Below are 25,663 nucleotides of genomic sequence, written 5' to 3'. Positions count from 1 at the left end.
GCCGGCACTTTACCGCGCGGGCGTGGTGCGCCGAGGTGGCTACCGCGGGCTGCGGGGGTGCAGGCTCGGCAGCAGCAGGTACACGCTGCCGGTGCCCGCCAGCGCGGCCAGCGGCCAGGCCAGCAGCGCGCCGAGGCTGTCGAGGCTCAGGTCGCTGGGCAGGGTCGCGCCGCGGCCGGCGGTCGCGGCGAGCTCCTGGGGGTCGGCCGGGCCCAGCGCGACGCCGACCTGCCACATCACCAGCGCCGCGAGCACCGAGGCCAGACCCACCACGAGCAGGGCCAGCAGCTCACGCCCGGCCAGCAGCAGGCTGGCCAGCACCCCGAGGACCACTCCCCCGCCGAGCGCGAGCACGACGTACTGGGCGGTGCCGGCGAACTCGTTGCGCAGCGCGTCGAGGTCGTAGCGCCCCTCGGCGTCGACGGGGAACCACTCCTTGCGGAAGACGGTGCCCGTCGAGGGCTCCCACCAGCGCTCCCAGACCCACCCCAGGGCCGCGCCGACGAGCACGAAGACCACGACGACAGCCAGCGACTGGAGCAGGCTCGAGCGCAGCCCCGGCCGCGGCCGGCGTACGTCGTCGGCGTGCGGGTGCGCGGCGTGGCCACCGAACGGGTAGGGGTGCGCGGAGGAGGAGTGGGTCAGCTGGTCAGGCATCCGGGACCCAAAAGCGCCTTGAGGTCGGCGAACAGCGCCGGCGTCGGGGTCACCCGCAGCCGGTCGTCGAGCCTCATCACCTTCGTCGCCTCGCGTGTCATCAGGCGCAACCGTACTTCGGTCATCCCAGGGTGGGTGCCCAGCACGTCCTTGAGCTGCTCGACGACCGGGCCGGTGCAGCGCGTGGAGGGCATGGAGATGACGACGGGGCCCGAGGGGCCGTCGGAGATGTCGGGGACCGAGACCTCCTGGCCGTGGATCTCGGGCTGGTCCTTGCTGCGCGAGAGGCGGCCCTTGACGGTGAGGATGGCGTCCTCGACCAGCAGCGTGGAGGCGAGCTGGTAGGCGCTGGGGAACAGCAGCACGTCGATGCCGCCGTCGAGGTCCTCGAGCGTGATCATCGCCCACGCGTCGCCGCGCTTGGTGATCTTGCGCTGCACCGAGGTGACCAGGCCGCTGATGGTGATCGGCGAGCCGTCGGTGCGGTCCTCGTCGAGCATCAGCTGGCCGATCGTGCAGTCGGAGCCGTTGGCCAGCACGTGCTCGAGCCCGAGCAGCGGGTGGTCGGAGACGTAGAGACCCAGCATGTCGCGCTCGTGGGCCAGCAGCGTGGTCTTGTCCCACTCGTCGATGTCGGGCACCGTCACCGAGATCCCGAAGGAGCCGCCGGCGTCGTCGTCCATCCCGCCGAAGAGCGAGTCCTGGCCGATCGCCTCGTTGCGCTTGATGTCGACGTACTGGTCGACCGCGGTCTCGTGGATCGCCACCAGCGCTCGGCGCCGGTGCTTCATCTCGTCGAAGGCGCCGGCCTTGATCAGCGACTCGATGACGCGCTTGTTGCACACCAGCGCCGGGACCTTGTCCATGAAGTCGTTGAAGTCGGTGTAGCGGCCCTTCTCCTCCCGGCCGGCCACGATCCCGTCGACGACGTTGGCGCCGACGTTGCGGACCGCGGTGAGCCCGAAGCGCACGTCGTTGCCGACGGGGGTGAAGTTGGCCGCCGACTCGTTGACGTCGGGCGGCAGCACCTGGATCTTCATCCGCCGGCACTCGTTGAGGTAGATCGCCGACTTGTCCTTGTCGTCCTTCACCGAGGTCAGCAGCGCGGCCATGTACTCGGCCGGGTAGTTGGCCTTGAGGTAGGCGGTCCAGTAGGACACCACGCCGTACGCCGCGGAGTGCGCCTTGTTGAAGGCGTAGTCGGAGAACGGGAGCAGGACCTCCCACAGGGTCTTGATGGCGGCGTCGGAGAAGCCGCGCTCCTTCATGCCGCCCGAGAAGCCCGCGAACTGCTTGTCCAGCTCGGCCTTCTTCTTCTTGCCCATCGCGCGCCGCAGGATGTCGGCCTGGCCCAGCGTGTAGCCCGCGAGCTTCTGGGCGATCGCCATCACCTGCTCCTGGTAGACGATCAGGCCGTAGGTCTCGCCCAGCACGTCCTCGAGCGCCTCGGCCAGCTCGGGGTGGATCGGCTCCACCGGCTCGCGACCGGTCTTGCGGCGCGCGTACTTGTTGTGCGAGTCGGCGCCCATCGGGCCGGGCCGGTAGAGCGCGCCGACCGCGGAGATGTCCTCGAAGGTGTCGGGGCGCATCGAGCGCAGCAGCGCGCGCATGGGGCCGCCGTCGAGCTGGAAGACGCCCAGGGTGTCGCCGCGCTGGAGCAGCGCGTAGGTGTTCTCGTCGGTCAGCTCGAGGTCCTCGAGCACGACGGTCTCGCCCCGGTTGGCCTCGATGTTCTTGATCGCGTCGTCGAGGACGGTGAGGTTGCGCAGACCCAGGAAGTCCATCTTGATCAGGCCGAGGCCCTCACAGGTGGGGTAGTCGAACTGGGTGATCATCGCGCCGTCGGCGGGCCGCTTGAGCAGCGGGATGACGTCCTCGAGCGGCTCGCTGGACATGATCACGCCGGCCGCGTGCACGCCCCACTGCCGCTTGAGGCCCTCGATGCCGATGGCGGTGTCGACGACCTTCTGCACGTCGTTGTCGGAGTCGTAGAGCTGGCGGAACTCCCCGCCCTCGCCGTAGCGGGCGTGCTCGGGGTCGAAGATCTGCTGCAGCGGCACGTCCTTGCCCATCACCGCCGCGGGCATCGCCTTGGTGATCCGGTCGCCCATCGCGAAGGGGTAGCCCAGGATGCGCGAGGAGTCCTTGACGGCCTGCTTGGCCTTGATGGTGCCGTAGGTGACGATGTAGGAGACCCGGTCGTCGCCGTACTTCTCGGTGACGTAGCGGATCACCTCGCTGCGCCGACGCTCGTCGAAGTCGATGTCGAAGTCGGGCATCGAGACGCGGTCGGGGTTGAGGAACCGCTCGAAGATCAGGCCGTGGACCAGCGGGTCGAGGTCGGTGATGCGCAGCGCGTAGGCGACCATCGAGCCCGCGCCCGAGCCGCGGCCCGGCCCGACGCGGATGCCGTTGTTCTTGGCCCAGTTGATGAAGTCGGCGACGACGAGGAAGTAGCCGGGGAAGCCCATCTGGGTGATCACGCCGAGCTCGAACTCGGCCTGCTTGCGGACCTCGTCGGGGATGCCGTTCGGGTAGCGGAACTGCAGCCCGCGCTCGACCTCCTTGACCAGCCAGGAGTCCTCGTTCTCCCCCGGCGGGCAGGGGAACTTGGGCATGTACTTGCCCACGCCCTCGGAGAACTCCACGTCGCAGCGCTCGGCGATCAGCAGCGTGTTGTCGCAGGCCTCACGCAGCTGGTACCGGTCGGCCCACAGCGCCCGCATCTCCTCGGCGGACTTGATGTAGTAGCCGTCGCCGGAGAAGGCGAAGCGCTGGCCGGGGCCGTCACCGGCCGGGATGTCCATCGTCGAGCCGGAGTTGATGCACAGCAGGTGCTCCTGGCTCTTGGCGTCCTCGCGCATGACGTAGTGCGAGTCGTTGGTGGCCAGCAGCGGGATCTTGAGGTCGCGCCCGAGCTCGAGCAGACCGTCGCGCACCCGGTTCTCGATGTCGAGGCCGTGGTCCATCAGCTCGAGGAAGTAGTTCTCCCTGCCGAGGATCTCCTGGAAGTCGCCGGCGGTCTGGCGGGCGGCGGCGTAGTTGCCGTGGCGCAGGTGCACCTGGATCTCGCCCGAGGGGCAGCCGGTGGTGCCGATGATCCCCTTGCCGTGCTGGGAGAGCAGCTCGCGGTCCATGCGGGGGTGCTTGAAGAACCCGTCGCGCCACGCCCCGGTGGAGAGCCGGAAGAGGTTGTGCATGCCCTCGGTCGACTCCGAGAGCAGCGTCATGTGCGTGTAGGCGCCGCGGTTCGACACGTCGTCGGGGCCGCCGCCGTAGAAGTTGACGCCCTTGCGCTCGAAGCGCGAGATGTTGGGGGCGAAGTAGGCCTCGATGCCGATGATCGGCTTGACGCCGGCGGCCTTGGCCTTGGAGTAGAACTCGTAGGCGCCGAACACGTTGCCGTGGTCGGTCATCGCGATGGCGGGCATGCCGAGCTCGGCTGCGCGCTCGGTCAGCGCGCCGAGGCGGGCAGCGCCGTCGAGCATGGAGTACTCGGTGTGCACGTGCAGGTGCACGAAGGAGTCCGACGAGGTCGCCATGGTCGCGGAATGCGTCCCTTCGGGATCGGTGCGGGCGGGCAGCATCGACCGCGACCAGCGCTGGGCACCGGGGTCGGACGTCGATCCTGGGGGAAGGACGTCAGCCTACGCGACCGACTCCGTCAGGGTGCCAGGGCGCACCGACAACCGGGGCCGTCAGGGTCGCTCGGCCGCCGCCTCGAGGGACTCGGTGATGATGACGTGCGCGATCCGCTCCAGGCGCTCGGCGCCCAGCTCGGGCGCGCGGGCCGCGAGGGTCTCGGCGACGGCACGCTCGCGGCCGGGGTCGCGGCGCGTGGAGCCCTTGAAGGGCTGGATGGCGCGGGTCAGCGCGGCACGGCGGGCCAGCAGGTCACCGAGCTGGGCGTCGACGTCGTCCACCAGCCCGCGCAGGAACCGCAGCGGGTCCGCGCCGGGCCAGGCCATTCGTACGTCGGGAGCGCCCTCCTCGTTGGCCGAGCCGTCGGTGGCCTCGAGCTCGACGAGGCCGTGGCGGGCGTAGAAGGCCCGCGCCGGGGCGTTGGAGGCGAAGACCCACAGGCAGAAGCCCTCGGGCAGCCGCGACTTCACCAGGTCGAGCAGCGCGCTGCCCACACCGCGCCGGGCGGCGACCGGGGCGACGTACAGGTCGTCGAGCCAGCCGGGCGTCAGCCGGGCGTAGCCGACCACCCCGTGGCCGGCGAGGTCGGCGACCCAGACCTCGTCGCTCTCCAGGCGGCCCGAGAGCCACCGGGTGACGTCGGCGGGGTCGTGCACCGGCTCCGGCATCGGCGCCGCTCGGCGGGCCGCGAGGTGCACCGCGGCGAGGGCCGCGCCCTCCCCCGGCTCGGCCGGGCGCAGCCACAGGTCGGCCGAGGCGTCAGTGGGCATCGCGGATCGTGTCGAGGGCGCGCGCCAGGTCGTCGGGGTACGACGACTCGTACTGGACCTGCTTGCCGGTGTCGGGGTGCTCGAAGCCCAGGCGCACCGCGTGCAGCCACTGCCGCTCGACCCCGAACCGCTTGGCCAGCACCGGGTCGGCGCCGTAGGTCAGGTCACCCACGCAGGGGTGCTTGAGCGCACTCATGTGCACCCGGATCTGGTGGGTGCGCCCGGTCTCCAGGTGCACCTCGAGCAGGCTCGCGAAGCGGTGCGCCTCGAGGGTCTCGTAGTGGGTGACCGAGGCGCGGCCGTCGGCCATCACCGCGAACTTGTAGTCCGCCTTGGGGTGGCGCCCGATGGGGGCGTCGATCGTGCCCTCGAGCGGGTCGGGGTGGCCCTGCACGACCGCGTGGTAGGTCTTGTCGACCGTGCGGTGCCGGAAGGCGTTCTTGAGCACCGAGTAGGCATGCTCGGACTTGCAGATCACCATCACGCCGGAGGTGCCGACGTCGAGGCGCTGCACGATGCCCTGGCGCTCGGAGGCGCCGCTGGTGGCGATCCGGAAACCGGCGCCGGCCAGGTGGCCGACCACGGTCGGGCCGCTCCAGCCCGGCGAGGGGTGCACGGCGACGCCGACCGGCTTGTCGATCACGACGATGGAGTCGTCGTCGTGGATGATCTTGATCCCCTCGACGATCTCGGGGCGCACCTCGAGCGGGTCGACGGCGCTGGGGATGGAGACCTCCAGCAGCGAGCCGGGCAGCACCCGGTCGCTCTTGCTGGGCACGCTGCCGTCGAGCAGCACGTGGCCCTGGGCCACCAGCTCGGCCGCACGGCTGCGCGAGAGGCCGAACAGCCTCGCCATGGCGGCGTCGACCCGCTCACCGGCCAGGGCGTCGGGGACGGTGAGGGCACGCTCGTCGGACACCTGGGTCATGCTCGCCCCTCCTCCTGCTCGTCGGCGGGCGCGGGGCCCGGCTCGTGGTCGCGGTCACGGGTGCCGTCGAGGCGCACGCCGCGGAAGGCCTGCACCAGGATCAGCGCCGCGGCGCCGTTGATGGCCATGTCGGCCACGTTGAAGACCGGCCAGTTCGGCAGCATCAGGAAGTCGATGACGTGCCCGCGCATGGGCCCCGGCTCGCGGAACAGGCGGTCGGTCAGGTTGCCGAGGACACCGGCCATCAGCAGGCCCAGGCCCAGGGCCCACAACCGGCTGCGCAGGCGGATGCTGAGGTAGGCCACGACGACGGCGGCGACGATCGAGAGCGTGCTGAGCACCACGGTGTACTCGGTGCCGGTGCTGAAGGCCGCACCCGGGTTCTTCACCAGGCGCAGGACCAGCAGGTCACCGACGACCGGGACGTCGGGCTCGCCCTCGAGGCGGCTGACCGCCAGCACCTTGGTGCTCAGGTCGAGCGCGTAGCCCGTGAGGGCGACCAGGGCGAAGACCGCCCACGTACGTCGTCGGGTCGGTCGGTCCTCGGGTGCTGCGGCCGGGTCTATCGCCGCTCCTCGCGCTGCTTGCATGGCATGCACAGTGTGGCACGGGGGAAGGCCATCAGCCGCAACTTGCCGATCGGCTGGGAGCACGACTCGCACTGCCCGTAGCTGCCGTCGGCGATCCGGGCGAGGGCCCGGTCGATCTGGGCGAGCTTGTCGCGCTCGCTGTTGAGCACGCTCATCTCGTGGTCGCGCTCGAAGCTCGTCGCACCGACGTCGGCCTGGTCCTGGCCCGCGCCGTCACCGGAGTCGCGCATCAGCCCGTCGAGCTCGGCCTCCATCTCCTCGACCACCGTGGCGCTGTGGTCGCGCTGCTCGTGGAGCTCGGCCATGAGCTCGTCGAGCTCGGCGGGGGTCCAGGCCTCCTCGTCGGCCTTGACGACCAGCGAGTCGGCCGGGGCCTTCGCAGCGCTCTTCTTCGGGGCGGCCTTCTTGGTCGCCGTCTTCTTCGCAGGTGAGGTCGTCACGGGCGCTGCCTTCTTCTCCGGGGCCGTCGGGGTGGTGGTGCGGGGCTGCTGGGTCTTCGTGGCAGCGGTCTTCTTCGCCGGGGTCTTCTTGGCGGCGGTCCTCTTCGTGGCCGAGGCCGACTTCTTGGCGGCGGTCCTCTTCGTGGCCGAGGTCGACCTCGTCGCCGGCGCGGGCTGCTCGACGGGGGCCGGGTCGTCGCCCGTGTCCCCCGGTTGGAGGCCCAGGGCCCGGCGTGCCGCCGTCACCGCCTGGCCGGCGAGCGCGCGTGTGCCACGAGCCATCGAGCCCGCCTCCCTCCGGCGCCCCCTGCGGGGACCCGTCAGCTGCCGTGGTCCGCCTCCCGGACCACCGCGGTGGCACGGAGAGTAGCCCCTGCACCCCACCCCTCAAAACCGCCACACCGGGTAGGACGCACGACGCGGCCGACCCCATCGGGGTCGACCGCGTCGTGGTGCTGCTGTGGGGAGGGCTGGTTCAGCCCTCGTCCTCGCCGAGGATCGAGCGCAACCGCTTGGGCTGCGGGCTCTCCTCCGAGCCCGAGTCGCCGGAACCGGCGAGCGCCTCGAGCTGCTGGGTGAAGTAGCTCTTGAGCCGCGAGCGGTACTCGCGCTCGAACGAGCGGAGGTTCTCGACCTCGCTGCTGAGCTTGTCGCGCTCGCGCTCGAGGTCGCCGAACATCTGCTGGCGGCGCTCGGCGGTCTCGGAGTCGAGCATCTGGGCACGGGTGCGGGCGTCGGACTCGAGGCGGTCGGCCTTCGACTTCGACTCGGCTTCGAGACGCTCGGCCTTGGTGCGGGCCTCGCCGATGATCTTGTCGGCGTCGTTCTTGGCCTCGTCGACGAGCTCGTCGGCGTTGCGCGTGGCGATCTCGAGCAGGCGGGCGGCCGCGTTGGAGGCCTGCGGCACCGTCTCGACGCGGATCGTCTCGACCGGGCTCGAGGCGGCAGCCGCGACCGGGGCCGGGGTGGGCTCGGGCGCCGGGGTCGGCTCGGGAGCCTTCTCCGGGGCCTTCTCGGGAGCCGGCGTCGGCGCAGCGGCCACGGCGGGCTGCTGGCCGGTGTCGCCACCGGTCTGGGCCGACGCGAGCCGGGCGCGCAGGTCCTCGTTCTCCTTGGTCAGACGAGCGAGCTCGGCCTCGACCTCGTCAAGGAACTGGTCGACCTCCCCCATGTCGTACCCCTCGCGGAGACGGACCGGAGTGAAGCGCTTGTTGCTCACGTCCTCGGGCGTCAACGGCATGACCTCACCCATTCGTAGTCGTGGTTGTCCCGAGGACCCGACTGCGTCCTCGACCTGTCGGATCGAACAATAGCCTCATCAGTGGGGCAGGTGTGACAGCCGGGTTCTCCCCCGGCTCACAGCAGCGTGCTCGCGACGACGCTGCGCAGGATCCACACGCTGATGAAGACGATCAGGAAGCTGAGGTCCAGGGCGATGCTGCCCAACCGCAGCGGCGGCACGACGCGGCGCAACGCCTTGATCGGCGGGTCGGTGACCGAGTAGACGGCCTCCAGCACCACCAGCACCGGACCCCGCGGCGACCAGTCGCGCGCGAAGACCATCACCCAGTCGACGACGAAACGGATCCACAAGAAGATCCAGAAGATCGTCAAGATGATGTAGATGATCGAACCGGCGACCTGCACGTCGGTCTGTCTCCTGTTCAGTGACCCGGGACCGCGCCCCGGGTCGGGTCACGCGAGCCTCAGCTCTGGTTGAAGAAGCCGTTCTCGGCCATGCGCTCCTTGTCCTCGGCCGCAACGGTGACGTTGGCGGGCGAGAGCAGGAAGACCTTGTTGGTGACGCGCTCGATGGTGCCACGCGTGGCAAAGACCAGACCAGCGGCGAAGTCGACGAGGCGCTTGGCGTCGGCGTCGTCCATCTCCGAGAGGTTCATGATCACCGGCACGCCCTCGCGGAAGTTCTCCCCCACGGTGCGGGCCTCGTTGTAGGTGCTCGGGTGCAGGGTCGTGATGCGGGACAGCTCGGCCACCACTCCGGTCGGGCCGGGCGCCGGACGACGGCGCTCGGCGAGGTCGGCCACGGGTGCGGGGCGCTGCTCGCGCGCACGCTCGTGTCGGGACGGGCCGGGGGCGGCCACGGGACGGGTCTCGGCGGTGTAGTCGTCGCTGGGGTCGTACTCGCCGTGGTCGCCGTCGTACCGGCCGGTGTCCTCGACGAGGCCGAGGTACTCGCCGATCCTGCGCATCGCGCCGCTCATGGTGGTGCCCTCCGGATCTGAAGCGTCCGGTGACGGACGCCTGGTGGTCTGAACTTAACGGACCGCAGGCCTCGAACCGAGGATTGCGGAGCCGACGCGCACGTGTGTCGCGCCGGCGGCGACGGCCTCGTCGAGGTCGCCGCTCATCCCGGCGGAGAGCCGGTCTGCTCGGGGGTGGTCGGCCAGCAGGCGCTCGCGCACCGCGGCCAGCCGGGCGAAGGCCGCTGCGGGCTCCTCGCCGAGGGGTGCGACGGCCATCAGCCCGCGCAGGCGCAGGTGCTCGGCCGCCTCCACGGCGTCGGCCAGCGCGGGTACGTCGTCGGGCGCGGCGCCGGCGCGGTGCTGGCTGCCGGGCGGGTCGAGGCTGACCTGCACCAGCACGTCGAGGGGTCGGCCGCGCTCGGCGGCGCCGCGGTCGAGGCCGCGCACCAGCTTGGGGCGGTCCAGGGACTCCACGACGTCGGCGTAGCGGGCGACGGCGGCCGCCTTGTTGCTCTGCAGCGCCCCGATGTAGTGCCACACCAGGTCGAGGTCGGCGCACTCGGCGGCCTTGGCCTCGGCCTCCTGGTGCCGGTTCTCGCCGACGTCACGGACCCCGAGGTCGACCAGCAGGCGCACGTCGGAGGCGGGGAAGAACTTGGTCACCACCACGAGGCCGACCCCCGGGTCGTGGGGGCCGTCGCGCCCGGCGCCCGAGCGGGCCGCCTCGATCCGCGCCCGCACGGCCGCGAGCCCCGCCTCCAGCTCCTCGCGCCGGTTCACGAGGTCCACACCAGCCCGGCCATCCGCCCGGAGGCGGCGGCGTCGCGGCGGTGCGAGTGCAGCGCCGGGTCCTCCAGGGTGCAGCGGCCCACCTCGGTGAGACCCACGCCCAGCGCGGCGAGCTGGGCACGCACGCCCGCACCGAGGTCGAGGGCGGGTGTGCCCCAGCTCGTCTCGGCCCAGGTCTGCGGGACCACGGCCGCCACCTCCTCACGCATCTGCTCGGGGACCTCGTAGCAGCGTCCGCACACGTGGGGTCCGACCCACGCGTGCAGCTCGCCGGCGCCCTGCTCGCGCATCCGCTCCACCGCCCGGGTCACCACGCCCAGCGCGACGCCCGCACGGCCCGCGTGCACGGCACCGACCACACCGGAGCCGGTGTCGGCCAGCAGCACCGGCAGGCAGTCGGCCACCCGGACCATCAGGCCCAGGCCCACCGTGGCGGTGACGAGGCCGTCGGCGGTCGGCACCTGCTCCGTCGGGGCGGGGCCGGGCTCGTCGACGAGGAGCACCTCGTCGCCGTGCACCTGGTTCATCCGCGCGAAGCGGACGCCGCAGGCCTCCTCGACCCGGGGCAGCTCGTCGACGAAGCCGGGCCGCAGACCCTGCAGGTCGACGGTGGAGTCGGTGAAGGCGACGTCGACACGGACGTCGCCCTCACGGTGGTCACGGAAGCTGAACAGGGCAGGGGCTCACTTCAAGAAGTCGGGCACGTCGAGGTCGTCGTCGTCGAACTGGACCTGGCGCGGAGCCGGCTTGGGGACCTGCGGAGCCGCCGGGGTGGAGGGGTGGAAGGTCTGCTGCGGCGTGACCGAGGGCCGCTCACCCTGGGAGCCCTGGGAGCCCTGCGAGCCCTGGGAGCCCTGGGATCCCTGGCGGGCGCCGGCCTCGACCCGCGCGGGCTCCTCGCGACGGTTGGCCGCGGCACGCACCGCCTCGCGCGTCTCGTCCTGGCTCTGCTGCTCGCGCGGCTCGCGGCGCAGGACGGTGCCCTCGTCGCGGCGCTTCGGCGTACCCCCGTCGAAGCCGGCGGCGATGACGGTGACGCGCACCTCGTCGCCCAGGGCGTCGTCGATGGTGGCACCGAAGATGATGTTGGCCTCGGCGTGCACGGCCTGGGCGACCAGCGCGGCCGCCTCGTTGATCTCGAACAGGCCGAGGTCGGACCCACCGGCGATCGAGAGCAGGACGCCGTGGGCGCCGTCGATGCTGGCCTCGAGCAGCGGCGAGCTGACCGCCATCTCGGCGGCCGCGACCGAGCGGTCCTCGCCCCGGGCCGAGCCGATGCCCATCAGGGCCGAGCCGGCGTTGGCCATCACGGACTTCACGTCGGCGAAGTCGAGGTTGATCAGGCCGGGGGTGGTGATCAGGTCGGTGATGCCCGAGACACCCTGCAGCAGCACCTGGTCGGCCTGCTTGAAGGCGTCGAGGACCGAGACGTTGCGGTCGCTGATCGAGAGCAGCCGGTCGTTGGGGATCACGATCAGGGTGTCGACCTCCTCGCGGAGCCCGGCGATGCCCTCCTCGGCGGAGTTGGCGCGGCGACGACCCTCGAAGGCGAACGGGCGGGTGACCACACCGATGGTCAGCGCACCGAGCGAGCGGGCAATGCGCGCGACGACCGGCGCACCGCCGGTGCCGGTGCCGCCGCCCTCGCCGGCGGTCACGAAGACCATGTCGGCGCCCTTGATCACCTCCTCGATCTCGTCGGCGTGGTCCTCGGCGGCGCGCGCCCCGACCTCGGGGTTGGCGCCGGCACCGAGGCCGCGGGTGAGCTCGCGGCCGATGTCGAGCTTGACGTCGGCGTCGCTCATCAGCAGCGCCTGCGCGTCGGTGTTGATGGCGATGAACTCGACGCCCTTCAGACCGACCTCGATCATCCGGTTGACGGCGTTGACACCACCACCACCGATGCCCACGACCTTGATGATGGCCAGGTAGTTCTGTGCTGCTGCCACGGCGGCTCGCCTCTCGCTGAGTACTTCGGTTGGTTGGGTGCTGCTGGGTTGTTGCCGGATTGCTGCTGGGTGTTGCCGGGTGTTGCGGAGTCTGGGACGACCGGTCGGCGTGTCTCTCAACTCTGACCCTCAGGTAGAGGGTTATAGTTATGTCAACCTCGTCGTGGTCACGACAGTAGGCAGCCCGCTCGGCCGCACCGCGCCGACACACCGCGCGCCGTGCCGATTTCTGCACCGATCTGCGTGCGCCCACTCACACCGCGCCGGCGTATGCCGGTCCGGGCCGGGTCGGCGCGAGATTCACCACGGGTCGGCGCGAGATTCGTGACGGGTCGGCGCGAGATTCGCGACGGGTCAGCTGCGGGTGGTGGGGGTGGCCGGGACGGAGACGTCGAGCACCCGGCCGTCCTGCTCGAGCAGGATCTCCAGCACCCGGGCCTTCTGCTCGGAGTCGGAGGCGCTGCCCCACACCACCTCGCGGCCGTCGCGCAGCAGCAGGCGGATCTGGTCGACGGTGCCGACCTCGACGTGGTCGACGTCGGCGGCGAGCCCCTCGGGCAGGGCAGAGACCACGGCGGCGCCCTCGCGCAGCGCCTCGCTGGTCACGCCGGTCAGGGCGTCGACGCGGGGCAGGTCGGTGGGGGTGTCCTCGTAGTCGCGGAAGACGACGCCGTCGGCGTCCATGCCACGCAGGGTCGAGCCGATGCGCACCACCGCGACGGCGACGCGCTCCACCACCTCGACCCGCACCCCATCGGGCCAGGCCCGCGTCACGTCGGCGGAGCGGACCACCGCCAGCGCCTCGACCCGCGCCCGGACGGCGTCGAGGTCGATGCGGGCCACCGGGTCGCCCACGGGCACCGAGGCGGCCTCGCGGACCTCCTGCTCGGTGAGGACCTCGGAGCCGACGACCTCGACCCGCTCGACGGCCAGCAGCGAGGAGAACCAGACCGACCACACCGCGACCACGAGCAGCGCGAGGGCCAGCACGCCGACGACCACGTAGCGCAACCGCACCCAGCGCCGCTCCCACTGCCGGCGCACGAAGCGCCGCCGGGAGGACGCCACGGCGGGCTCAGCCACCGGACCCCTCCCGCAGCAGCGCCAGCACGCGCGGGCCGACCTCGGTGATGCTGCCGGCGCCCAGGGTCAGCACCAGGTCGCCGGGGCGCGCCCGGGCCACCAGGGCGGCGGGCACGTCGTCGAGGTCGGGCACGAAGGCGACCCGCTCGGGCGCCAGCGGCACGTGGTCGGCGACCAGGGCGCCGGTGACGGCGGGGTCGGCGTCCTCGCGGGCCAGGTAGACGTCGCACACGACGACCTCGTCGGCCGCGCCCAGCGCGGCGCCCATGCCGGCGCCGAAGAGGCGGGTGCGCGAGACCAGGTGGGGCTGGAAGGCCACGACGACGCGCCCCTCCCCCGCCACCGAGCGGGCGGCCTCGAGGTCGCCGGCGATCTCGATGGGCTGGTGGGCGTAGGAGTCGTAGACCCGGACACCGGCGGCCTCGCCCTTCGACTCCATCCGGCGCCCGGTGCCGCCGAAGCCCTCGAGCCCGGTGCGCAGCCCCTCGAAGGGCAGTCCGAGCCGCAGCCCGACGCCCAGGGCGGCGAGCGCGTCGAGCACGTAGTGGCGCCCGGGGATGGCCAGGCGCACCCGGCCCAGCTCGTGGCCCCGGTCGACGACGGTGAAGGAGGAGGTGGTGCCCTCGAGGACGACGTCGACGGCGCGCAGGTCGGCGTGCTCACCCTCGCCGACCCCGACGAGCTCGAGCCCGCGGGCGGCGGCCAGGGGACGCAGCGCCTCCGCGCCCGGGTCGTCGACGCAGGCCACCAGGAACCCGTCGGCGTCGATGGTGCCGACGAACTCGGCGAACGCGGCCCGGTAGGCCTCCTCGGTGCCCCAGGTGTCGAGGTGGTCGGCCCCGACGTTGGTCACGATGGCGGCGTGCGGGCGGTAGACCAGGAAGGCGCCGTCGCTCTCGTCGGCCTCGGCGACGAAGAGGTCGCCGGCGCCGGCGTCGGCGTTGCGCCCGGTCGCCGAGAGCACCCCGCCGACGGCGTACGTCGGGTCGGCGTCGCAGGCGAGCAGGGCGACGGTGAGCAGCGAGGTCGTGGTGGTCTTGCCGTGGGTGCCGGCGACGGCCAGCACGCGCCGGTCGGCCATCACCGAGGCGAGCCCGGCCGAGCGGGGCAGCAGCCGCAGGCCGCGGCGGCGCGCCTCGAGCACCTCGGGGTTGTCCTCGCGCGCCGCGGTGGTGACCACGACGCTGTCGCCGGGGCCGAGGTCGCCGAGGTGGGCGGGGTCGTAGCCGAGGTGGCAGGTGACGCCGAGCTCGCGCAGCGAGGGCAGGAACGGGGTGTCGTGGTCGTCGCTGCCGGTGACCTCGACGCCGCGCGCGGCCATGATGCGCGCGATCGCCGACAGCCCGGCGCCGCCGATGCCGACGAAGTGGACGCGACCCAGCTCGGCCACGCCGGGCACGACCTCGGGGACCGGCAGCCTCATCGGGCCGCTCCCCCGGCCTCGAGCACGATGCGGGCCAGGGCCTCGTCGGCGTCGCGCGGCACCAGGTGGCGCGCGGCGGCGCTCATCGTGGCCAGTCGGGCCGCGTCGGTGGCCAGCGGCACCACGTTGGCCACGACCCAGCCGGTGGTCAGCTCCTCGTCGCGCACCAGCAGCGCTCCCCCGGCGTCGACGACGGGCCGGGCGTTGAGCTCCTGCTCGCCGTTGCCGATCGGCAGCGGCACGAAGACCGCCGGCACCCCGGTGGCCGCGGCCTCCACGACGCTGTTGGCGCCGCTGCGGCAGACCATCAGGTCGGCGGCGGCCAGCGCGTAGTCCATGCGGTCCACGAAGTGCTCCACGACGTACGGCGTGCCGGTCGCGGTCGTCGCGGCGGGGTCGGCCTCGCCCTTGGGCCCCACGACGTGCAGCACCTGCACCCCGGCCTCGCCGAGCTGGCGGGCGGCGCCCGAGACGGCCTGGTTGAGCCGGCGCGCCCCCTGGGAGCCGCCGGTGACCACCAGAGTGGGCCGGTCGGCGTCGAGGCCGAAGAACGCGCGGGCCTCGGCGCGCAGGGCGTCGCGGTCGAGGGTGGAGATCATCCGACGGATCGGCAGGCCGACGTACTCGGCGCCGGGCAGCGGGGTGTCGGGGAAGCTCACGGCCACGCGTCCGCCGCGCCGGGCGGCGACGCGGGCGCCGAGCTTGTTGCCGAGCCCGGGCAGCGCGTTCTGCTCGTGCACCACGACCGGGAGGCCGCGCTTGCGCGCGGCCAGGTACGCCGGCACCGAGACGTAACCGCCGTAGCCGACGACGACCTGCGGGTCGACCCGGTCGAGCACGGCGTGGGTCTGGCGCACGGCGTCGCGGATGCGGCCGGGCACGCGCAGCAGGTCGGCGCCGGGCTTGCGCGGCAGCGGCACCGGTGGCACCAGCTCGAGGGGGTAGCCGGCGGCGGGCACGACGGTGTTCTCGAGGCCGCGCGGGGTGCCCAGGCAGGTGATCTCGACCGACGGGTCGAGCCGCCGAAGGGCGTCGGCGGTGGCGAGCAGGGGCGAGGTGTGGCCGGCGGTGCCGCCGCCGGCGAGCAGGATGCGCATCAGGGTCAATCTAGGCGCTGTGGCTGCTGTGCGAGGCACCGGCCGCGACGCCCGCCGCGCGGCCGCGGCGGCGCGCGGCCAGGGCGCGGGCGGCCTCGGGCTCGTGGCGCGCGAAGCCGATCAGCAGGCCGAGCGCGACCAGCGAGGGCAGCAGCGAGGAGCCGCCGTACGAGATCAGCGGCAGCGGGATGCCGATGACCGGCAGCAGCGCCAGCACCATGCCGACGTTGATGATCATCTGGCCCACCAGCCACACGACGATGCCGAAGCTCGCGTAGCGCACGAAGGGCTCCTGGGTGTGGCGGGCCACCCGCAGCGCCGCGAGGGCGATGGTCAGGAACAGCGCGACGACCAGCAGGGTGCCGACGAGCCCGAGCTCCTCGCCCAGCACCGCGAAGATGTAGTCGGTGTGGGCCTCGGGCAGGTCGCCCCACTTCTGCTGGCTGGCGCCGATGCCCTGGCCGAACCAGCCGCCCGAGGACAGGGCGTAGAGCCCGTGGGCGGGCTGCCAGCCGGTGTCGAGGTAGTCCTGGAAGGGGTCGGCGAAGTTGGTGATCCGCGCGACGCGCTCGGTGTCGGTGGCGGCCAGGCCGATCGCGGCGACGCTGACCAGCGAGATCGCCAGCCAGAACAGCCGGGCCGGGGCCCCGACGACCCAGAGCATGCCGAGCAGGATCGCGAAGAAGATCAGCGCGGTGCCCAGGTCGCGCCCGGCCACGACGAGCAGGGTCGCGAGCAGCAGGCCCGGCACCACCGGCACCACCAGCTGGTGCAGGCTGTGCAGGCGCCGCTCCTTGTTGGCGTAGATGTGCGCGGCCCACAGCACCAGCGCCAGCTTGGCGACCTCGGAGGGCTGGATCGCCAGCGAGCCGACGCCGAGCCAGTTCTGGTTGCCGTTGACGGTGGTGCCGACGAAGGCCGTGGCCAGCAGCAGCACCAGGGAGAACAGGTAGGCCGGGTAGGCCAGCGCGCGCACCCAGCGCAGCGACATCCGGCTGGCGATGAAGGCCGCCGGCAGGCCGAGCGAGAGCCACATCAGCTGGCGGCGCACCACGGCGTAGGAGTCGCCGTCGTAGACCTTGAACGACCACACGCTCGAGGCCGAGAGCACCATCACCAGGCCGATGGTCAGCAGCAGCGCCGAGGCGCCGACCAGCAGGTAGTAGGAGGTCAGCGGCCGGTCGAAGGCCTCGCGGGCGCTGGCCACCGAGGCGCGCAGGTGACCGAGCCGCCGAGGGAGCCCCATGTCGTCCGGGACTGCTGTGGTCACCTCGGCCCCTCTCCTGGTCCTGCGGGTGCTACTCCTGGGGTCCGGTGCGGGCCCGTACGGCGGCGGCGAACGCGTCGCCGCGAGCGCCGTAGTCGGTGAACATGTCCTGCGAGGCGCATCCCGGGGCCAGCAGCACGGTGTCGCCCGGCTGGGCGAGACCGGCGGCGGCCTCGACGACACGACCCATCGGCCCGTGCTCATCGTCAGTCACACCAGTCTCATGCGCCTCAACTTCGATCACGGGTACATCCGGTGCGTGTCGCGCAAGTGCCTCCGCGATCACCGCGCGGTCGCGCCCCAGCAGCACCACGGCGCGCAGCCGGTCGCGCACGGCGGCCACCAGCTCCTCGAACCGCGCGCCCTTCGCCAGCCCGCCGGCCACCCACACGACGCTGTCGTAGGCGCGCAGCGAGGCCAGGGCGGCGTGCGGGTTGGTGGCCTTGGAGTCGTCGACCCAGGTCACGTCGCGGTGGCGGGCCACCTCGGCGATGCGGTGCCCGTCGGGGCGGAAGGAGCGCAGCCCGTCGCGCACCGCCTGCTGGGAGACGCCGTGGGCGCGCGCCAGCGCGGCGGCGGCCAGCGCGTTGGCGACGTAGTGCGGCGCGCTGCTGGCCAGCTCGGAGACGGTGACCAGCTCGGCGGCCGAGTCGGAGCGCTGCTCGATGAAAGCGCGGTCGACCAGGATGTCCTCGACCAGGCCGAGCATCCCCACCCCGGGCATGCCGAGGGTGAAGCCGATGGCGCGGGCGCCCTCGACCACGTCGGCCTCGCGCACCAGCGCCTCGGTCTGCGGGTCGTCGACGTTGTAGACGCACGCGCGCTGGACCTGCTCGTAGACGCGGCCCTTGTCGGCGGCGTACTCGGCCATCGAGGCGTACCAGTCGAGGTGGTCCTCGGCGATGTTGAGCACGGCGGCCGACTCAGCGCTCATCGAGCTCGTGTAGTGCAGCTGGAAGCTGGACAGCTCGACGGCCAGCACGTCGTACGGCGTCGGGTCCATCACCGCCTCGACGATCGGCAGCCCGACGTTGCCGGCCGCGACCGTGCGCAGCCCGGCGGTGCGCAGGATCGTCTCGAGCATCTGCACGGTGGTGGTCTTGCCGTTGGTGCCGGTCACGGCCAGCCACGGGGCGGCGTGCTCGGGGTGGCGCAGCCGCCAGGCGAGCTCGACCTCGCCCCAGACCGGCACGCCGCGCTCGCGGGCCTGGGCCAGCAGCGGCGCGTCGGGGCGCCAGCCGGGCGAGGTGACCAGCACGTCGACGTCGTCGGGCAGCGTGGCCGTGGCGCCCTCGCCGAGGCGGATGGTCGCGCCGAGCACCTCGAGCAGCTCGGCCTTCTCCTCCTTGCCGGTCGCCGACTCGTCGAGGGCGGTCACCGAGGCACCGAGGTGGTTGAGGTTGTCGGCGGCGGCGAAGCCGGAGACGCCGAAGCCGGCGACCACGGCGCGCACGCCGTCCCAGGAGCTGGTCTGGTCGAGCCCGTCGAGCTCGCGCGGCGCGCTCACGTGCCTGCCACCCACTCGGCGTAGAAGATGCCCAGGCCGCCGGCGACGCACAGGCCGGTGAGGATCCAGAACCGGATCACCATCGTGACCTCGCCCCAGGCCATGTCGAAGGTGTGGTGGATCGGGGCCATCCGGAAGAGCCGCTTGGGCGAGCCGGTGAGGCGTCGGCTGAGCTTGAACCAGGAGACCTGCAGCATCACCGAGACCGTCTCCATGACGAAGACGCCGCCGACGATCACCAGCAGCAGCTCGGTGCGGGTCAGCACCGCCAGGCCGGCGAGCGCGGCGCCGAGCGCCAGCGAGCCGGTGTCGCCCATGAAGATCTGGGCCGGTGAGGCGTTCCACCACAGGAAGCCGAAGCAGGCGCCGGTGATGGCGGCGGCCACGATCGCCAGGTCGAGCGGGTCGCGCACCTCGTAGCACTTGCCGTAGGTGATGTCGGACTGGCCGCACCACTGGTTGTTCTGCCAGATGTTCACGATCGTGTAGGCGCCGAAGACCATCATGCTGCAGCCGGTCAGCAGGCCGTCGGCGCCGTCGGTGAGGTTGGTGGCGTTGCTGGTGGCGATGACCATCACCAGGATCAGTGCCACCACCGCGGCCGCGGGCAGCACGAAGCTGTCGAGGTCGCGGATGAAGGACAGCGAGAACGACGCCGGCCGCTGGCCGCGGTCGTCCTCCAGCATCGGGCTCAGCGCCAGGATGCCGAAGGTCAGGCCGACGACGGTCTGGCCGACGATCTTGGCCTTGCTGCGCAGGCCGAGGCTGCGCTGCTTGTAGATCTTGATGAAGTCGTCGAGGAAGCCGACGGCGCCGATGCCGACGAAGAGCAGCAGCAGGAGCAGCGCCGAGGCGGTGGGCGCCGACAGCGTGATCAGCTTGGCCCCGAAGTAGCCGAGCACGGTGGCGCCGATGATCGCGACGCCGCCCATGGTCGGGGTGCCGCGCTTGACGTGGTGGGTGGTGGGCCCGTCGTCGCGGACCTCCTGGCCGTAGCCCCACTGCGTGAACTGCCTGATCGCGAAGCGGGTGCCGATCAGCGAGATCAGCAGGGCCAGGCCTCCGCCCAGCAGGATCGCCCTCACCGCCGTTGCACCTCGTTCCGCTCGCAGATCGCCTCGCCGACGACGTGCGTCACCGACCGGGCCGGCTCACCGGCACCGTTCATCTTGGCCCATGCCGGCGGACGGCTCGACCACGCCTCGCCGGGCGGGTGTCGATCATCACGCCCCGCCGGCGTCCTCCGCGGCCCGCTCGCGGGCGCGCTCGCGCAGCAGCTCGGCGGCCACCTCGCGGTCGTCGAAGGGGTGCACCACGCCGTCGACGACCTGGCCGGTCTCGTGGCCCTTCCCGGCGACCAGCACGATGTCGCCGGTGCCGACGCGGCGCAGCGCCTCGGCGATCGCCTCGCGCCGCCCGGCGACCTCGAGCACCTCGGCGCGCTGGTCCCCCGGCACCTGCGCGGCGCCGGCCAGCACCGCCGCGCGGATGGCCGCCGGGTCCTCGGAGCGCGGGTTGTCGTCGGTCACGACGAGCACGTCGGCCAGCCGGGCGCCGATCTCCCCCATCACCGGGCGCTTGCCGGTGTCGCGGTCCCCGCCGGCGCCGATGACCAGCACCAGCCGACCGGTGGTCAGCGGGCGCAGCGCGCCCAGCGCCGCCTCGACCGCGTCGGGCTTGTGGGCGTAGTCCACGACCACCTCGAAGTCCTGGCCCGCCACCACGCTCTCGAGGCGCCCGGGCACGCCCGGCAGCGCGCTGATGCCGGCGGCCACCTGGGCGGCGACGTCGACCGGGTCGACGTCGCCGGGGCTGGCCTCGCCCACCGCGGCCACCGCCGCGAGGGCGTTGGAGACGTTGAAGCCGCCCGCCAGCGGCACCCCGCCGGCGAAGGCCCGGTCGCCCGGGCCCAGCACCCGGAAGTCGGAGCGGCTGGGCGAGGCGTCGACGTCGACGACGCCCCAGGTGGCCTCGCGGCCCTCGGTCGAGAACGTCGCCACCGGCAGCCCGGTCTCGCCGGCCAGGCGCCGGCCGTGCTCGTCGTCGACGTTGACCAGGGCCCGGCGCGCGCGCTCGGGGGTGAACAGCGAGGCCTTGGCCGCGTAGTACTCCTCCACGGTGTCGTGGAAGTCGAGGTGGTCGCGCCCGAGGTTGAGGAAGACCGCCACGTCGAAGACGACCCCGTCGACCCGCCCGAGCACCAGGGCGTGGCTGGAGACCTCCATCGCGCAGACGTCGACGCCCTGCTCGACCATGGCGGCGAACAGGCCGTGCAGGTCGGGGGCCTCGGGCGTGGTCAGCGTCGTCGGCACGTCCTGGCCCGCCACGCGGGTGCCCACGGTGCCGATCACCGCGCCCACCAGCCCGGCCTCGTGCAGCCCGCCCTCCAGCAGCCGGGTGGTGGTGGTCTTGCCCTGGGTGCCGGTGACCCCGATCATCGTGAGCCGCTCGGCGGGGTCGTCGTAGACCCTGGCCGAGAGGCGGCCCAGGATCCGGCGCGGGTCGTCGGTCACCAGCAGCGGCACCCCCGCGGGCACCTTCTCGGCGCCGGCCGGGTCGGTCAGCACCGCCACGGCCCCTGCCTCGAGCGCCTCGGCGGCGAAGTCGGCGCCGTGCGCGCGGGCGCCCGGCAGGGCGGCGTACAGGTCGCCGGGGCGCACCCGCTGGCTGCTGAGGCTGATGCCGGTCACGACCGGGTCGTCGCCGCGGTGCTCGACCATCGCCAGCGCGTGGCGCGCCCACCCGGCCAGCTCGGCCAGGGGGGTCCGCGGCGGGTCGACGGGGCGGGTCGCGGGGACGTCGGGGCGAGGCATGGCGGGAGGCTAGCAGCGCGGGATCCGCGCCGGGTCAGCGCGACATTTGCGCCGGGTCAGCGCGACATTTGCGCCGGGTCGGCGAGAGATTTGCGCCGGGTCACCACTCGACGGGGAGGTCCGAGGCGGGGGTGCCGGTGGGGGGCACGGCGTAGCGGCGCAGCGCGTAGCCGGTGATCTTGGCGAACGCCGGGCCGGCGACCGAGCCGCCGCCGCCGCCGTTGCGCGGGTTCTGCACCACGACGTAGACGGTGAAGCGCGGGTCGTCGGCGGGGGCGAAGCCGGCGAAGGAGACGGTGAAGGTGCCGTCGTAGCAGCGGCACTCCTCGCCGACCCGCTGGGCGGTGCCGGTCTTGCCCGCGACCCGGTAGCCGGGGACCTGCGCGCCGGGGGCGACACCGGCCTCGGGGTCGACCACGCGCTCCATCATCAGCGCGGTCTTGCGGGCGGCCTCGGCGCTGATGACCTGGGTCGTGGTGGCCTGGTCGGTGCCGACCTGCTCGCCGGCGTCGGTGGTGGCGCTGCCACGCACCAGGCTGGGGTCGATGCGCACCCCGCCGTTGGCCACGGTGTTGATCGCCGCGGCCATCTGCAGGGCGTTGACCGAGACCGACTGACCGAAGGCGATGCGGTCCTGGGCCTGGCTGGTCCACAACGAGGGGTCGGGCAGGATGCCGGCCGACTCGCCGCGCACCCCCGCCCCGGTCGCGGAGCCGAGCCCGAAGGCGGCGAGGTAGCGGCGCATCTGGCCGTCCTCGAACTTGTCCGAGGCCAGCACGGTGCCGATGTTGGAGGACTTGGCCAGCACCCCGGCCAGCGTCAGCCGGATCGTGTCGTGCGGGAACCAGTCGCCGATGGTGCGGTCCTGGCGGGCCAGCGAGCCCGGCACCGTCAGGCGGGTGCGCGGGGTGACCTTGCCGGCGTCGAGCAGGCCGGCCATGGTCAGCACCTTCGAGACCGAGCCCGGCTCGTAGACGTCGCTCATCGCCCGCGACCCCAGGTCGGCCTCGTCGGAGGCCAGCGGTGCGTTGGCGTCGAACGTCGGGTGGTCGGCCAGCGCCAGCACCTCACCGGTGCGCGAGTCCATCACCACCGCGAGACCGGAGTCGCCGCGCGACTGCTGCACCGTCTGGCGCACCACGCGCTGGGCGTACCACTGCAGCTCGCGGTCGATGGTCAGCGTCAGGTCCTCGCCGTCCTGCGCCTCGACGACGGTGCTCTCACCCAGCGGCAGCTTGTTGCCGGCCGCCACCGAGTAGCGCGCAGAGCCGTCGGTGCCGGAGAGGAGCTCGTCGAAGGTGCGCTCGAAGCCCGCGAGCGGCTGGGGGGTGCCGTCGGCGAGCGGGGTGCCCAGGAAGCCGACCAGGTTGGCGGCCACGTCGTCGGCCGGGTACTCGCGCACCGGGTCGCGCCACGTCGACAGGCCCGAGAAACCGAGCTCCTCGGCGCGGTCGACGACCTTGGTCGCGGTGGCCGCCGGCACGCCGCGGGCGACGTACTGGAAGCGGCTCTCCGTGCGCAGCCGCTGCAGGATCGTGAAGTAGTCGACGTCGAGCTTGTTGGAGAGGAACTTCGCGACCTCCGGGGCCCGGTCGACCTCGCGGCCCTCGTCGTCGGTGTTCACCAGCGCCGGGTCGGCCACCACCATCAGCCCGTCGGCCGACTCGGCCAGGGGCTCGCCGTTGCGGTCGAGGATCGCGCCCCGCTCGGCCGGCAGCACCATCTCGTCGACGCCCTCGGCCGCCGCCATCTCGGCGTACGCCTTGGGGTCGATGCCCTGCAGCTGCACCAGGCGCCCGGCGAAGACCGAGAGGACCATCGCGATCAGCACGAACCCGACACGCAGTCGGAAGTGCGGCTGGCCGCGGCGAGCGGCGACCTCGCTGCTCGGCGTCGGGCGCGTGGTGGGCACGAGGGCTCCTCCCTGGGTGCGGTGCGGGGGTCGGTGGTGCGGGTCGCGGCTCAGCCGCGGTCGGACTCGTTCTTCTTCGCCTTGCGCTCGGCCTTCTTCTCGGCCTTCTCGGCCTTGCGCTCAGCCTTCTTCTCGGCCTTCTTCTCGGCCTTGGTCTGCTTCTTCTCGTCCTGCTCGTTCCTACTCCCGTCGCCGCCGCCGGAGCCGCCGCCACGCGGGTCGGCCAGCACGCCCTCGGGCGGCGTCACCACCGTGGCCGGCGGGTCGAGCTCGGAGGGCCGCGCGGGGGGCAGCGGGTCGAGCGCGACGCGGGCACCGAGGGTGGCGCCGCTGGCGTCGCCGGAGACCGAGCCGTCGGAGAGGTCGAGGAAGAGCGGCGCGGCCGGCACCTGCATGCCCATCCGCTGGGCCTTGCGCGCGATCTCCTGCGGGTCGCGCAGCCGCTCGAGCTTGGTGGCCAGCGCCTCCTGGCGGGCCGAGAGGACGGTGGCGCGCTGCTCGAGCGAGGTGGCGGCGAAGGCCGACTGCTGCATGGAGGTGTTGAAGAGCAGCAGGCCCACGACGCCACCGAGCAGCAGCACGGTCACCAGGCTGACGAACGGGACCCTGGCCGCGCGGGTGCGCGCGACCGGCACCACGCTGAGGCGGGCGCGCTCGACCGCGGCGCCGGCGATGCGTGGCACCCGGCTCCGGGCCGTGCCCTGCGGGCTGTAGAGACTGCTCATCGGGCTGCTCCCCTTCCGGTGGTGGTGTCAGTGGTGGGTCGCACGCGTTCGACGGCGCGCAGGCGCACCGAGGCGGCGCGCGGGTTGGCCTCGATCTCGCCCGCGTCGGCCTTCTCGGAGCCGCGGGTGACCAGGCGCAGGGCGGGCTCGCTGCCCTCCGGCACGAACGGCAGGTCGACGGGGACCTCCGAGCGGGTGGCGGCGGTGAAGGCCTGCTTGACCAGCCGGTCCTCCAGCGAGTGGTAGGACTCGACCACCACCCGGCCGCCGACCCCGATGGCCTCGATGGCCGCCGGCACCGCGCGGCGCAGCACCGCGAGCTCGTCGTTGACCTCCATGCGCAGCGCCTGGAAGGTCCGCTTGGCCGGGTGGCCGCCGGTGCGGCGCGCGGGCGCCGGGATCTCGGCGTACAGCAGCTCGACCAGCGCGGCCGAGGTGGTGAAGGGCTCGCTCTCGCGGCGGCGCACGATGGCGCCGGCGATCTTGCGGGCGAACTTCTCCTCGCCGTAGTCGCGCAGGACCCGGGTCAGCTCGGCCGCGGAGTAGGTGTTGAGCACGTCGGCGGCGGTGGGGCCGGTGCTGCCCATCCGCATGTCGAGGGGGGCGTCCTCGGCGTAGGCGAAGCCGCGCTCGCGCACGTCGAGCTGCATCGAGGAGACGCCGAGGTCGAAGAGCACCGCGTCGACGTGGTCGAGGCCGAGCTCGTCGAGCACCTCGGGGATCTCGTCGTAGACCGCGTGCACGCCGCGGAACCGGTCGCCGTACGCCGCCAGCCGCCGACCGGCCAGCTCGAGGGCGGCCGGGTCGCGGTCGATGCCGATGACGCTGGCCTGCGGGAGGCGCTCGAGGACCGCCTCGGAGTGGCCGCCGAGACCCAGGGTGCAGTCGACGAGCACGGCGCCCGGGTGGTCGAGCGCGGGAGCGAGCAGTGCCACGACCCGGTCGAGGAGCACCGGGACGTGCGAGGGGCCGGCCACGTCAGCGGCCCAGGCTCGTCAGGAGCGTGAAGGCGACCGCGGCACTGAGCGACATCGCCGCCGAGAAGGCCATCAGCCGCAGCGCGTCCTGGGCCTGGTGGCGCACCCGGGGCGCGGGGGCGCCGGGGGCCGGTCGGGCGCCGGGGGCGCCGCCGGTCAGTCCGTCGACCTGGGTGCTGCTCATGGTCTCGACCCCATCGGGAGATTGCTGCGTGGCTGGTGCTGGGTGTGGTGGTGGGGGATCCGCAGGGTCTGGTCCCTGCCCGCTCGCCGGTGCTTCGTGGGGCTCTGGAACCGGGGAAGGTGCTACAGAGCCGGGTGCCGTCTGGGGCCGGGGAAGGTGTCCCAGAAGACGAGGTGGGGAGCGGGCCGAGACCGGGCCCTGCGGATCGCTGTCCTGTTGTGGTGGTGCGGGGTGGAGCGAGGTGGTGCTGGTCAGAGCGGGGGTGTCTCGTCGAGCTCGGCGAACTTGGCCTGGGCGCCGGCGGAGTACTCCGCCCAGCGCTGGGGGTTCCAGATCTCGACCCGGTCACCGACGCCGGCCACGACCACGTCGCGCTCGATGCCGGCGCTGGCGCGCAGGATCGGCGAGATGCCGATGCGTCCCTGCTTGTCGGGCGTGCCCTGCTCGGCCCCCGCGAACAGCACGCGCCGGTAGTCGCGCGCGTCCTTGTTGGTCATCGGGGTCTCCTGGGCCCGCCGTGCCTCGGCCATGAACGTCGCCTCGGGCCACACGGTCAGGCAGTTCTCCTGTCCTTGCGTGATCACGAGCCCCTCCGACAGTGCGTCCCTGAACTTGGCCGGGAGGAAGAGGCGTCCCTTCTCGTCGACCTTGGGGGTGTAGGTGCCCATGAAGAACACATCGCACCTCCACGTCGACAAGCCCCGGG

24 protein-coding genes are annotated in these 25,663 nt (G+C 72.9%); all 24 read right to left on the bottom strand.

Going from position 1 to position 25,663, the window contains the following annotated elements:
- Positions 1-39: 39 nt before the first annotated feature.
- Positions 40-657, bottom strand: a complete 618-nt coding sequence (locus OCU29_RS03630) for a hypothetical protein (RefSeq protein ID WP_261818811.1) — start codon at positions 655-657, stop codon at positions 40-42.
- Complete coding sequence (gene dnaE / locus OCU29_RS03625) at positions 642-4,199, bottom strand: DNA polymerase III subunit alpha (protein WP_261818810.1); 3,558 nt, start codon at positions 4,197-4,199, stop codon at positions 642-644. Before dnaE ends, OCU29_RS03630 begins: the two co-directional genes overlap by 16 nt.
- Positions 4,200-4,355: 156 nt before the next feature.
- Positions 4,356-5,069 (bottom strand): GNAT family N-acetyltransferase, encoded by a 714-nt coding sequence (locus tag OCU29_RS03620; protein ID WP_261818809.1) that lies wholly within the window; start codon positions 5,067-5,069, stop codon positions 4,356-4,358.
- Positions 5,059-5,997: an RluA family pseudouridine synthase gene (locus tag OCU29_RS03615; RefSeq protein ID WP_179616125.1), complete on the bottom strand. Its 939-nt coding sequence runs from the start codon at positions 5,995-5,997 to the stop codon at positions 5,059-5,061. The genes OCU29_RS03620 and OCU29_RS03615 overlap by 11 nt, the downstream gene beginning before the upstream one ends.
- Positions 5,994-6,587, bottom strand: coding sequence for a signal peptidase II (gene lspA, locus OCU29_RS03610; protein WP_261818808.1), 594 nt, complete (start codon positions 6,585-6,587; stop codon positions 5,994-5,996). The genes OCU29_RS03615 and lspA overlap by 4 nt, the downstream gene beginning before the upstream one ends.
- Complete coding sequence (locus tag OCU29_RS03605) at positions 6,560-7,309, bottom strand: TraR/DksA C4-type zinc finger protein (RefSeq protein ID WP_261818807.1); 750 nt, start codon at positions 7,307-7,309, stop codon at positions 6,560-6,562. Before OCU29_RS03605 ends, lspA begins: the two co-directional genes overlap by 28 nt.
- Positions 7,310-7,502: 193 nt before the next feature.
- On the bottom strand, positions 7,503-8,267 hold the full coding sequence (locus OCU29_RS03600) for a DivIVA domain-containing protein (protein WP_246305161.1): 765 nt from the start codon (positions 8,265-8,267) through the stop codon (positions 7,503-7,505).
- A gap of 116 nt (positions 8,268-8,383) precedes the next feature.
- Positions 8,384-8,674 carry a YggT family protein gene (locus OCU29_RS03595; protein WP_179616121.1) on the bottom strand — a complete coding sequence of 97 codons (291 nt, stop codon included), beginning with the start codon at positions 8,672-8,674 and terminating at the stop codon, positions 8,384-8,386.
- Between the two features lie 59 nt (positions 8,675-8,733).
- Positions 8,734-9,249: a cell division protein SepF gene (locus OCU29_RS03590; protein ID WP_179616120.1), complete on the bottom strand. Its 516-nt coding sequence runs from the start codon at positions 9,247-9,249 to the stop codon at positions 8,734-8,736.
- Between the two features lie 54 nt (positions 9,250-9,303).
- On the bottom strand, positions 9,304-10,020 hold the full coding sequence (locus OCU29_RS03585; protein WP_261818806.1) for a YggS family pyridoxal phosphate-dependent enzyme: 717 nt from the start codon (positions 10,018-10,020) through the stop codon (positions 9,304-9,306).
- Positions 10,008-10,694: a peptidoglycan editing factor PgeF gene (gene pgeF, locus OCU29_RS03580; RefSeq protein WP_370463650.1), complete on the bottom strand. Its 687-nt coding sequence runs from the start codon at positions 10,692-10,694 to the stop codon at positions 10,008-10,010. Before pgeF ends, OCU29_RS03585 begins: the two co-directional genes overlap by 13 nt.
- Before the next feature lie 9 nt (positions 10,695-10,703).
- Positions 10,704-11,969 carry a cell division protein FtsZ gene (gene ftsZ / locus OCU29_RS03575; RefSeq protein WP_261818804.1) on the bottom strand — a complete coding sequence of 422 codons (1,266 nt, stop codon included), beginning with the start codon at positions 11,967-11,969 and terminating at the stop codon, positions 10,704-10,706.
- Positions 11,970-12,323: 354 nt separating this feature from the next.
- Positions 12,324-13,052 (bottom strand): cell division protein FtsQ/DivIB, encoded by a 729-nt coding sequence (locus tag OCU29_RS03570; RefSeq protein WP_261818803.1) that lies wholly within the window; start codon positions 13,050-13,052, stop codon positions 12,324-12,326.
- Positions 13,045-14,475, bottom strand: a complete 1,431-nt coding sequence (gene murC, locus OCU29_RS03565; RefSeq protein WP_261818802.1) for a UDP-N-acetylmuramate--L-alanine ligase — start codon at positions 14,473-14,475, stop codon at positions 13,045-13,047. Before murC ends, OCU29_RS03570 begins: the two co-directional genes overlap by 8 nt.
- Positions 14,472-15,572, bottom strand: a complete 1,101-nt coding sequence (gene murG / locus OCU29_RS03560; protein WP_261818801.1) for an undecaprenyldiphospho-muramoylpentapeptide beta-N-acetylglucosaminyltransferase — start codon at positions 15,570-15,572, stop codon at positions 14,472-14,474. The genes murC and murG overlap by 4 nt, the downstream gene beginning before the upstream one ends.
- Before the next feature lie 10 nt (positions 15,573-15,582).
- Complete coding sequence (gene ftsW / locus OCU29_RS03555; protein WP_258016946.1) at positions 15,583-16,842, bottom strand: putative lipid II flippase FtsW; 1,260 nt, start codon at positions 16,840-16,842, stop codon at positions 15,583-15,585.
- 28 nt (positions 16,843-16,870) lie between these two features.
- Complete coding sequence (gene murD / locus OCU29_RS03550) at positions 16,871-18,361, bottom strand: UDP-N-acetylmuramoyl-L-alanine--D-glutamate ligase (RefSeq protein WP_370463647.1); 1,491 nt, start codon at positions 18,359-18,361, stop codon at positions 16,871-16,873.
- Entirely contained in the window at positions 18,343-19,431 is a 1,089-nt protein-coding gene (mraY, locus tag OCU29_RS03545) for a phospho-N-acetylmuramoyl-pentapeptide-transferase (protein ID WP_179616113.1), read from the bottom strand. The genes murD and mraY overlap by 19 nt, the downstream gene beginning before the upstream one ends.
- A gap of 138 nt (positions 19,432-19,569) precedes the next feature.
- Complete coding sequence (locus OCU29_RS03540; protein ID WP_261818799.1) at positions 19,570-21,159, bottom strand: UDP-N-acetylmuramoyl-L-alanyl-D-glutamate--2,6-diaminopimelate ligase; 1,590 nt, start codon at positions 21,157-21,159, stop codon at positions 19,570-19,572.
- Positions 21,160-21,259: 100 nt separating this feature from the next.
- Positions 21,260-23,071 carry a penicillin-binding protein 2 gene (locus OCU29_RS03535; protein ID WP_258016944.1) on the bottom strand — a complete coding sequence of 604 codons (1,812 nt, stop codon included), beginning with the start codon at positions 23,069-23,071 and terminating at the stop codon, positions 21,260-21,262.
- Positions 23,072-23,121: 50 nt separating this feature from the next.
- Positions 23,122-23,796 (bottom strand): hypothetical protein, encoded by a 675-nt coding sequence (locus tag OCU29_RS03530; RefSeq protein ID WP_261818798.1) that lies wholly within the window; start codon positions 23,794-23,796, stop codon positions 23,122-23,124.
- Positions 23,793-24,773 (bottom strand): 16S rRNA (cytosine(1402)-N(4))-methyltransferase RsmH, encoded by a 981-nt coding sequence (gene rsmH, locus OCU29_RS03525; protein WP_261818797.1) that lies wholly within the window; start codon positions 24,771-24,773, stop codon positions 23,793-23,795. The genes OCU29_RS03530 and rsmH overlap by 4 nt, the downstream gene beginning before the upstream one ends.
- 1 nt (position 24,774) lies before the next feature.
- Positions 24,775-24,957 (bottom strand): hypothetical protein, encoded by a 183-nt coding sequence (locus OCU29_RS03520; RefSeq protein ID WP_179616109.1) that lies wholly within the window; start codon positions 24,955-24,957, stop codon positions 24,775-24,777.
- 251 nt (positions 24,958-25,208) lie between these two features.
- Positions 25,209-25,634: a division/cell wall cluster transcriptional repressor MraZ gene (mraZ, locus tag OCU29_RS03515; RefSeq protein ID WP_179616108.1), complete on the bottom strand. Its 426-nt coding sequence runs from the start codon at positions 25,632-25,634 to the stop codon at positions 25,209-25,211.
- Between the last annotated feature and the right edge of the window lie 29 nt (positions 25,635-25,663).

Source organism: Nocardioides sp. OK12, assembly GCF_024341885.1.
Taxonomy (GTDB): Bacteria; Actinomycetota; Actinomycetes; order Propionibacteriales; family Nocardioidaceae; genus Nocardioides; species Nocardioides marinisabuli.
The sequence above is the reverse complement of the archived record's forward strand: the minus strand, read 5'-3'. Positions and strand labels throughout refer to the sequence as shown.

What these genes read in the sequence shown, in the direction of transcription:
- OCU29_RS03530 (WP_261818798.1), bottom strand. Translation starts at nt 23,796, where the DNA reads ATGAGCAGTCTCTACAGCCCGCAGGGCACGGCCCGGAGCCGGGTGCCA.
- OCU29_RS03615 (WP_179616125.1), bottom strand. Translation starts at nt 5,997, where the DNA reads ATGACCCAGGTGTCCGACGAGCGTGCCCTCACCGTCCCCGACGCCCTG.
- OCU29_RS03520 (WP_179616109.1), bottom strand. Translation starts at nt 24,957, where the DNA reads ATGAGCAGCACCCAGGTCGACGGACTGACCGGCGGCGCCCCCGGCGCC.
- OCU29_RS03590 (WP_179616120.1), bottom strand. Translation starts at nt 9,249, where the DNA reads ATGAGCGGCGCGATGCGCAGGATCGGCGAGTACCTCGGCCTCGTCGAG.
- murG (WP_261818801.1), bottom strand. Translation starts at nt 15,572, where the DNA reads ATGCGCATCCTGCTCGCCGGCGGCGGCACCGCCGGCCACACCTCGCCC.
- dnaE (WP_261818810.1), bottom strand. Translation starts at nt 4,199, where the DNA reads ATGGCGACCTCGTCGGACTCCTTCGTGCACCTGCACGTGCACACCGAG.
- OCU29_RS03605 (WP_261818807.1), bottom strand. Translation starts at nt 7,309, where the DNA reads ATGGCTCGTGGCACACGCGCGCTCGCCGGCCAGGCGGTGACGGCGGCA.
- OCU29_RS03620 (WP_261818809.1), bottom strand. Translation starts at nt 5,069, where the DNA reads ATGCCCACTGACGCCTCGGCCGACCTGTGGCTGCGCCCGGCCGAGCCG.
- OCU29_RS03540 (WP_261818799.1), bottom strand. Translation starts at nt 21,159, where the DNA reads ATGCCTCGCCCCGACGTCCCCGCGACCCGCCCCGTCGACCCGCCGCGG.
- lspA (WP_261818808.1), bottom strand. Translation starts at nt 6,587, where the DNA reads ATGCAAGCAGCGCGAGGAGCGGCGATAGACCCGGCCGCAGCACCCGAG.
- murC (WP_261818802.1), bottom strand. Translation starts at nt 14,475, where the DNA reads ATGAGGCTGCCGGTCCCCGAGGTCGTGCCCGGCGTGGCCGAGCTGGGT.
- OCU29_RS03600 (WP_246305161.1), bottom strand. Translation starts at nt 8,267, where the DNA reads ATGCCGTTGACGCCCGAGGACGTGAGCAACAAGCGCTTCACTCCGGTC.
- OCU29_RS03630 (WP_261818811.1), bottom strand. Translation starts at nt 657, where the DNA reads ATGCCTGACCAGCTGACCCACTCCTCCTCCGCGCACCCCTACCCGTTC.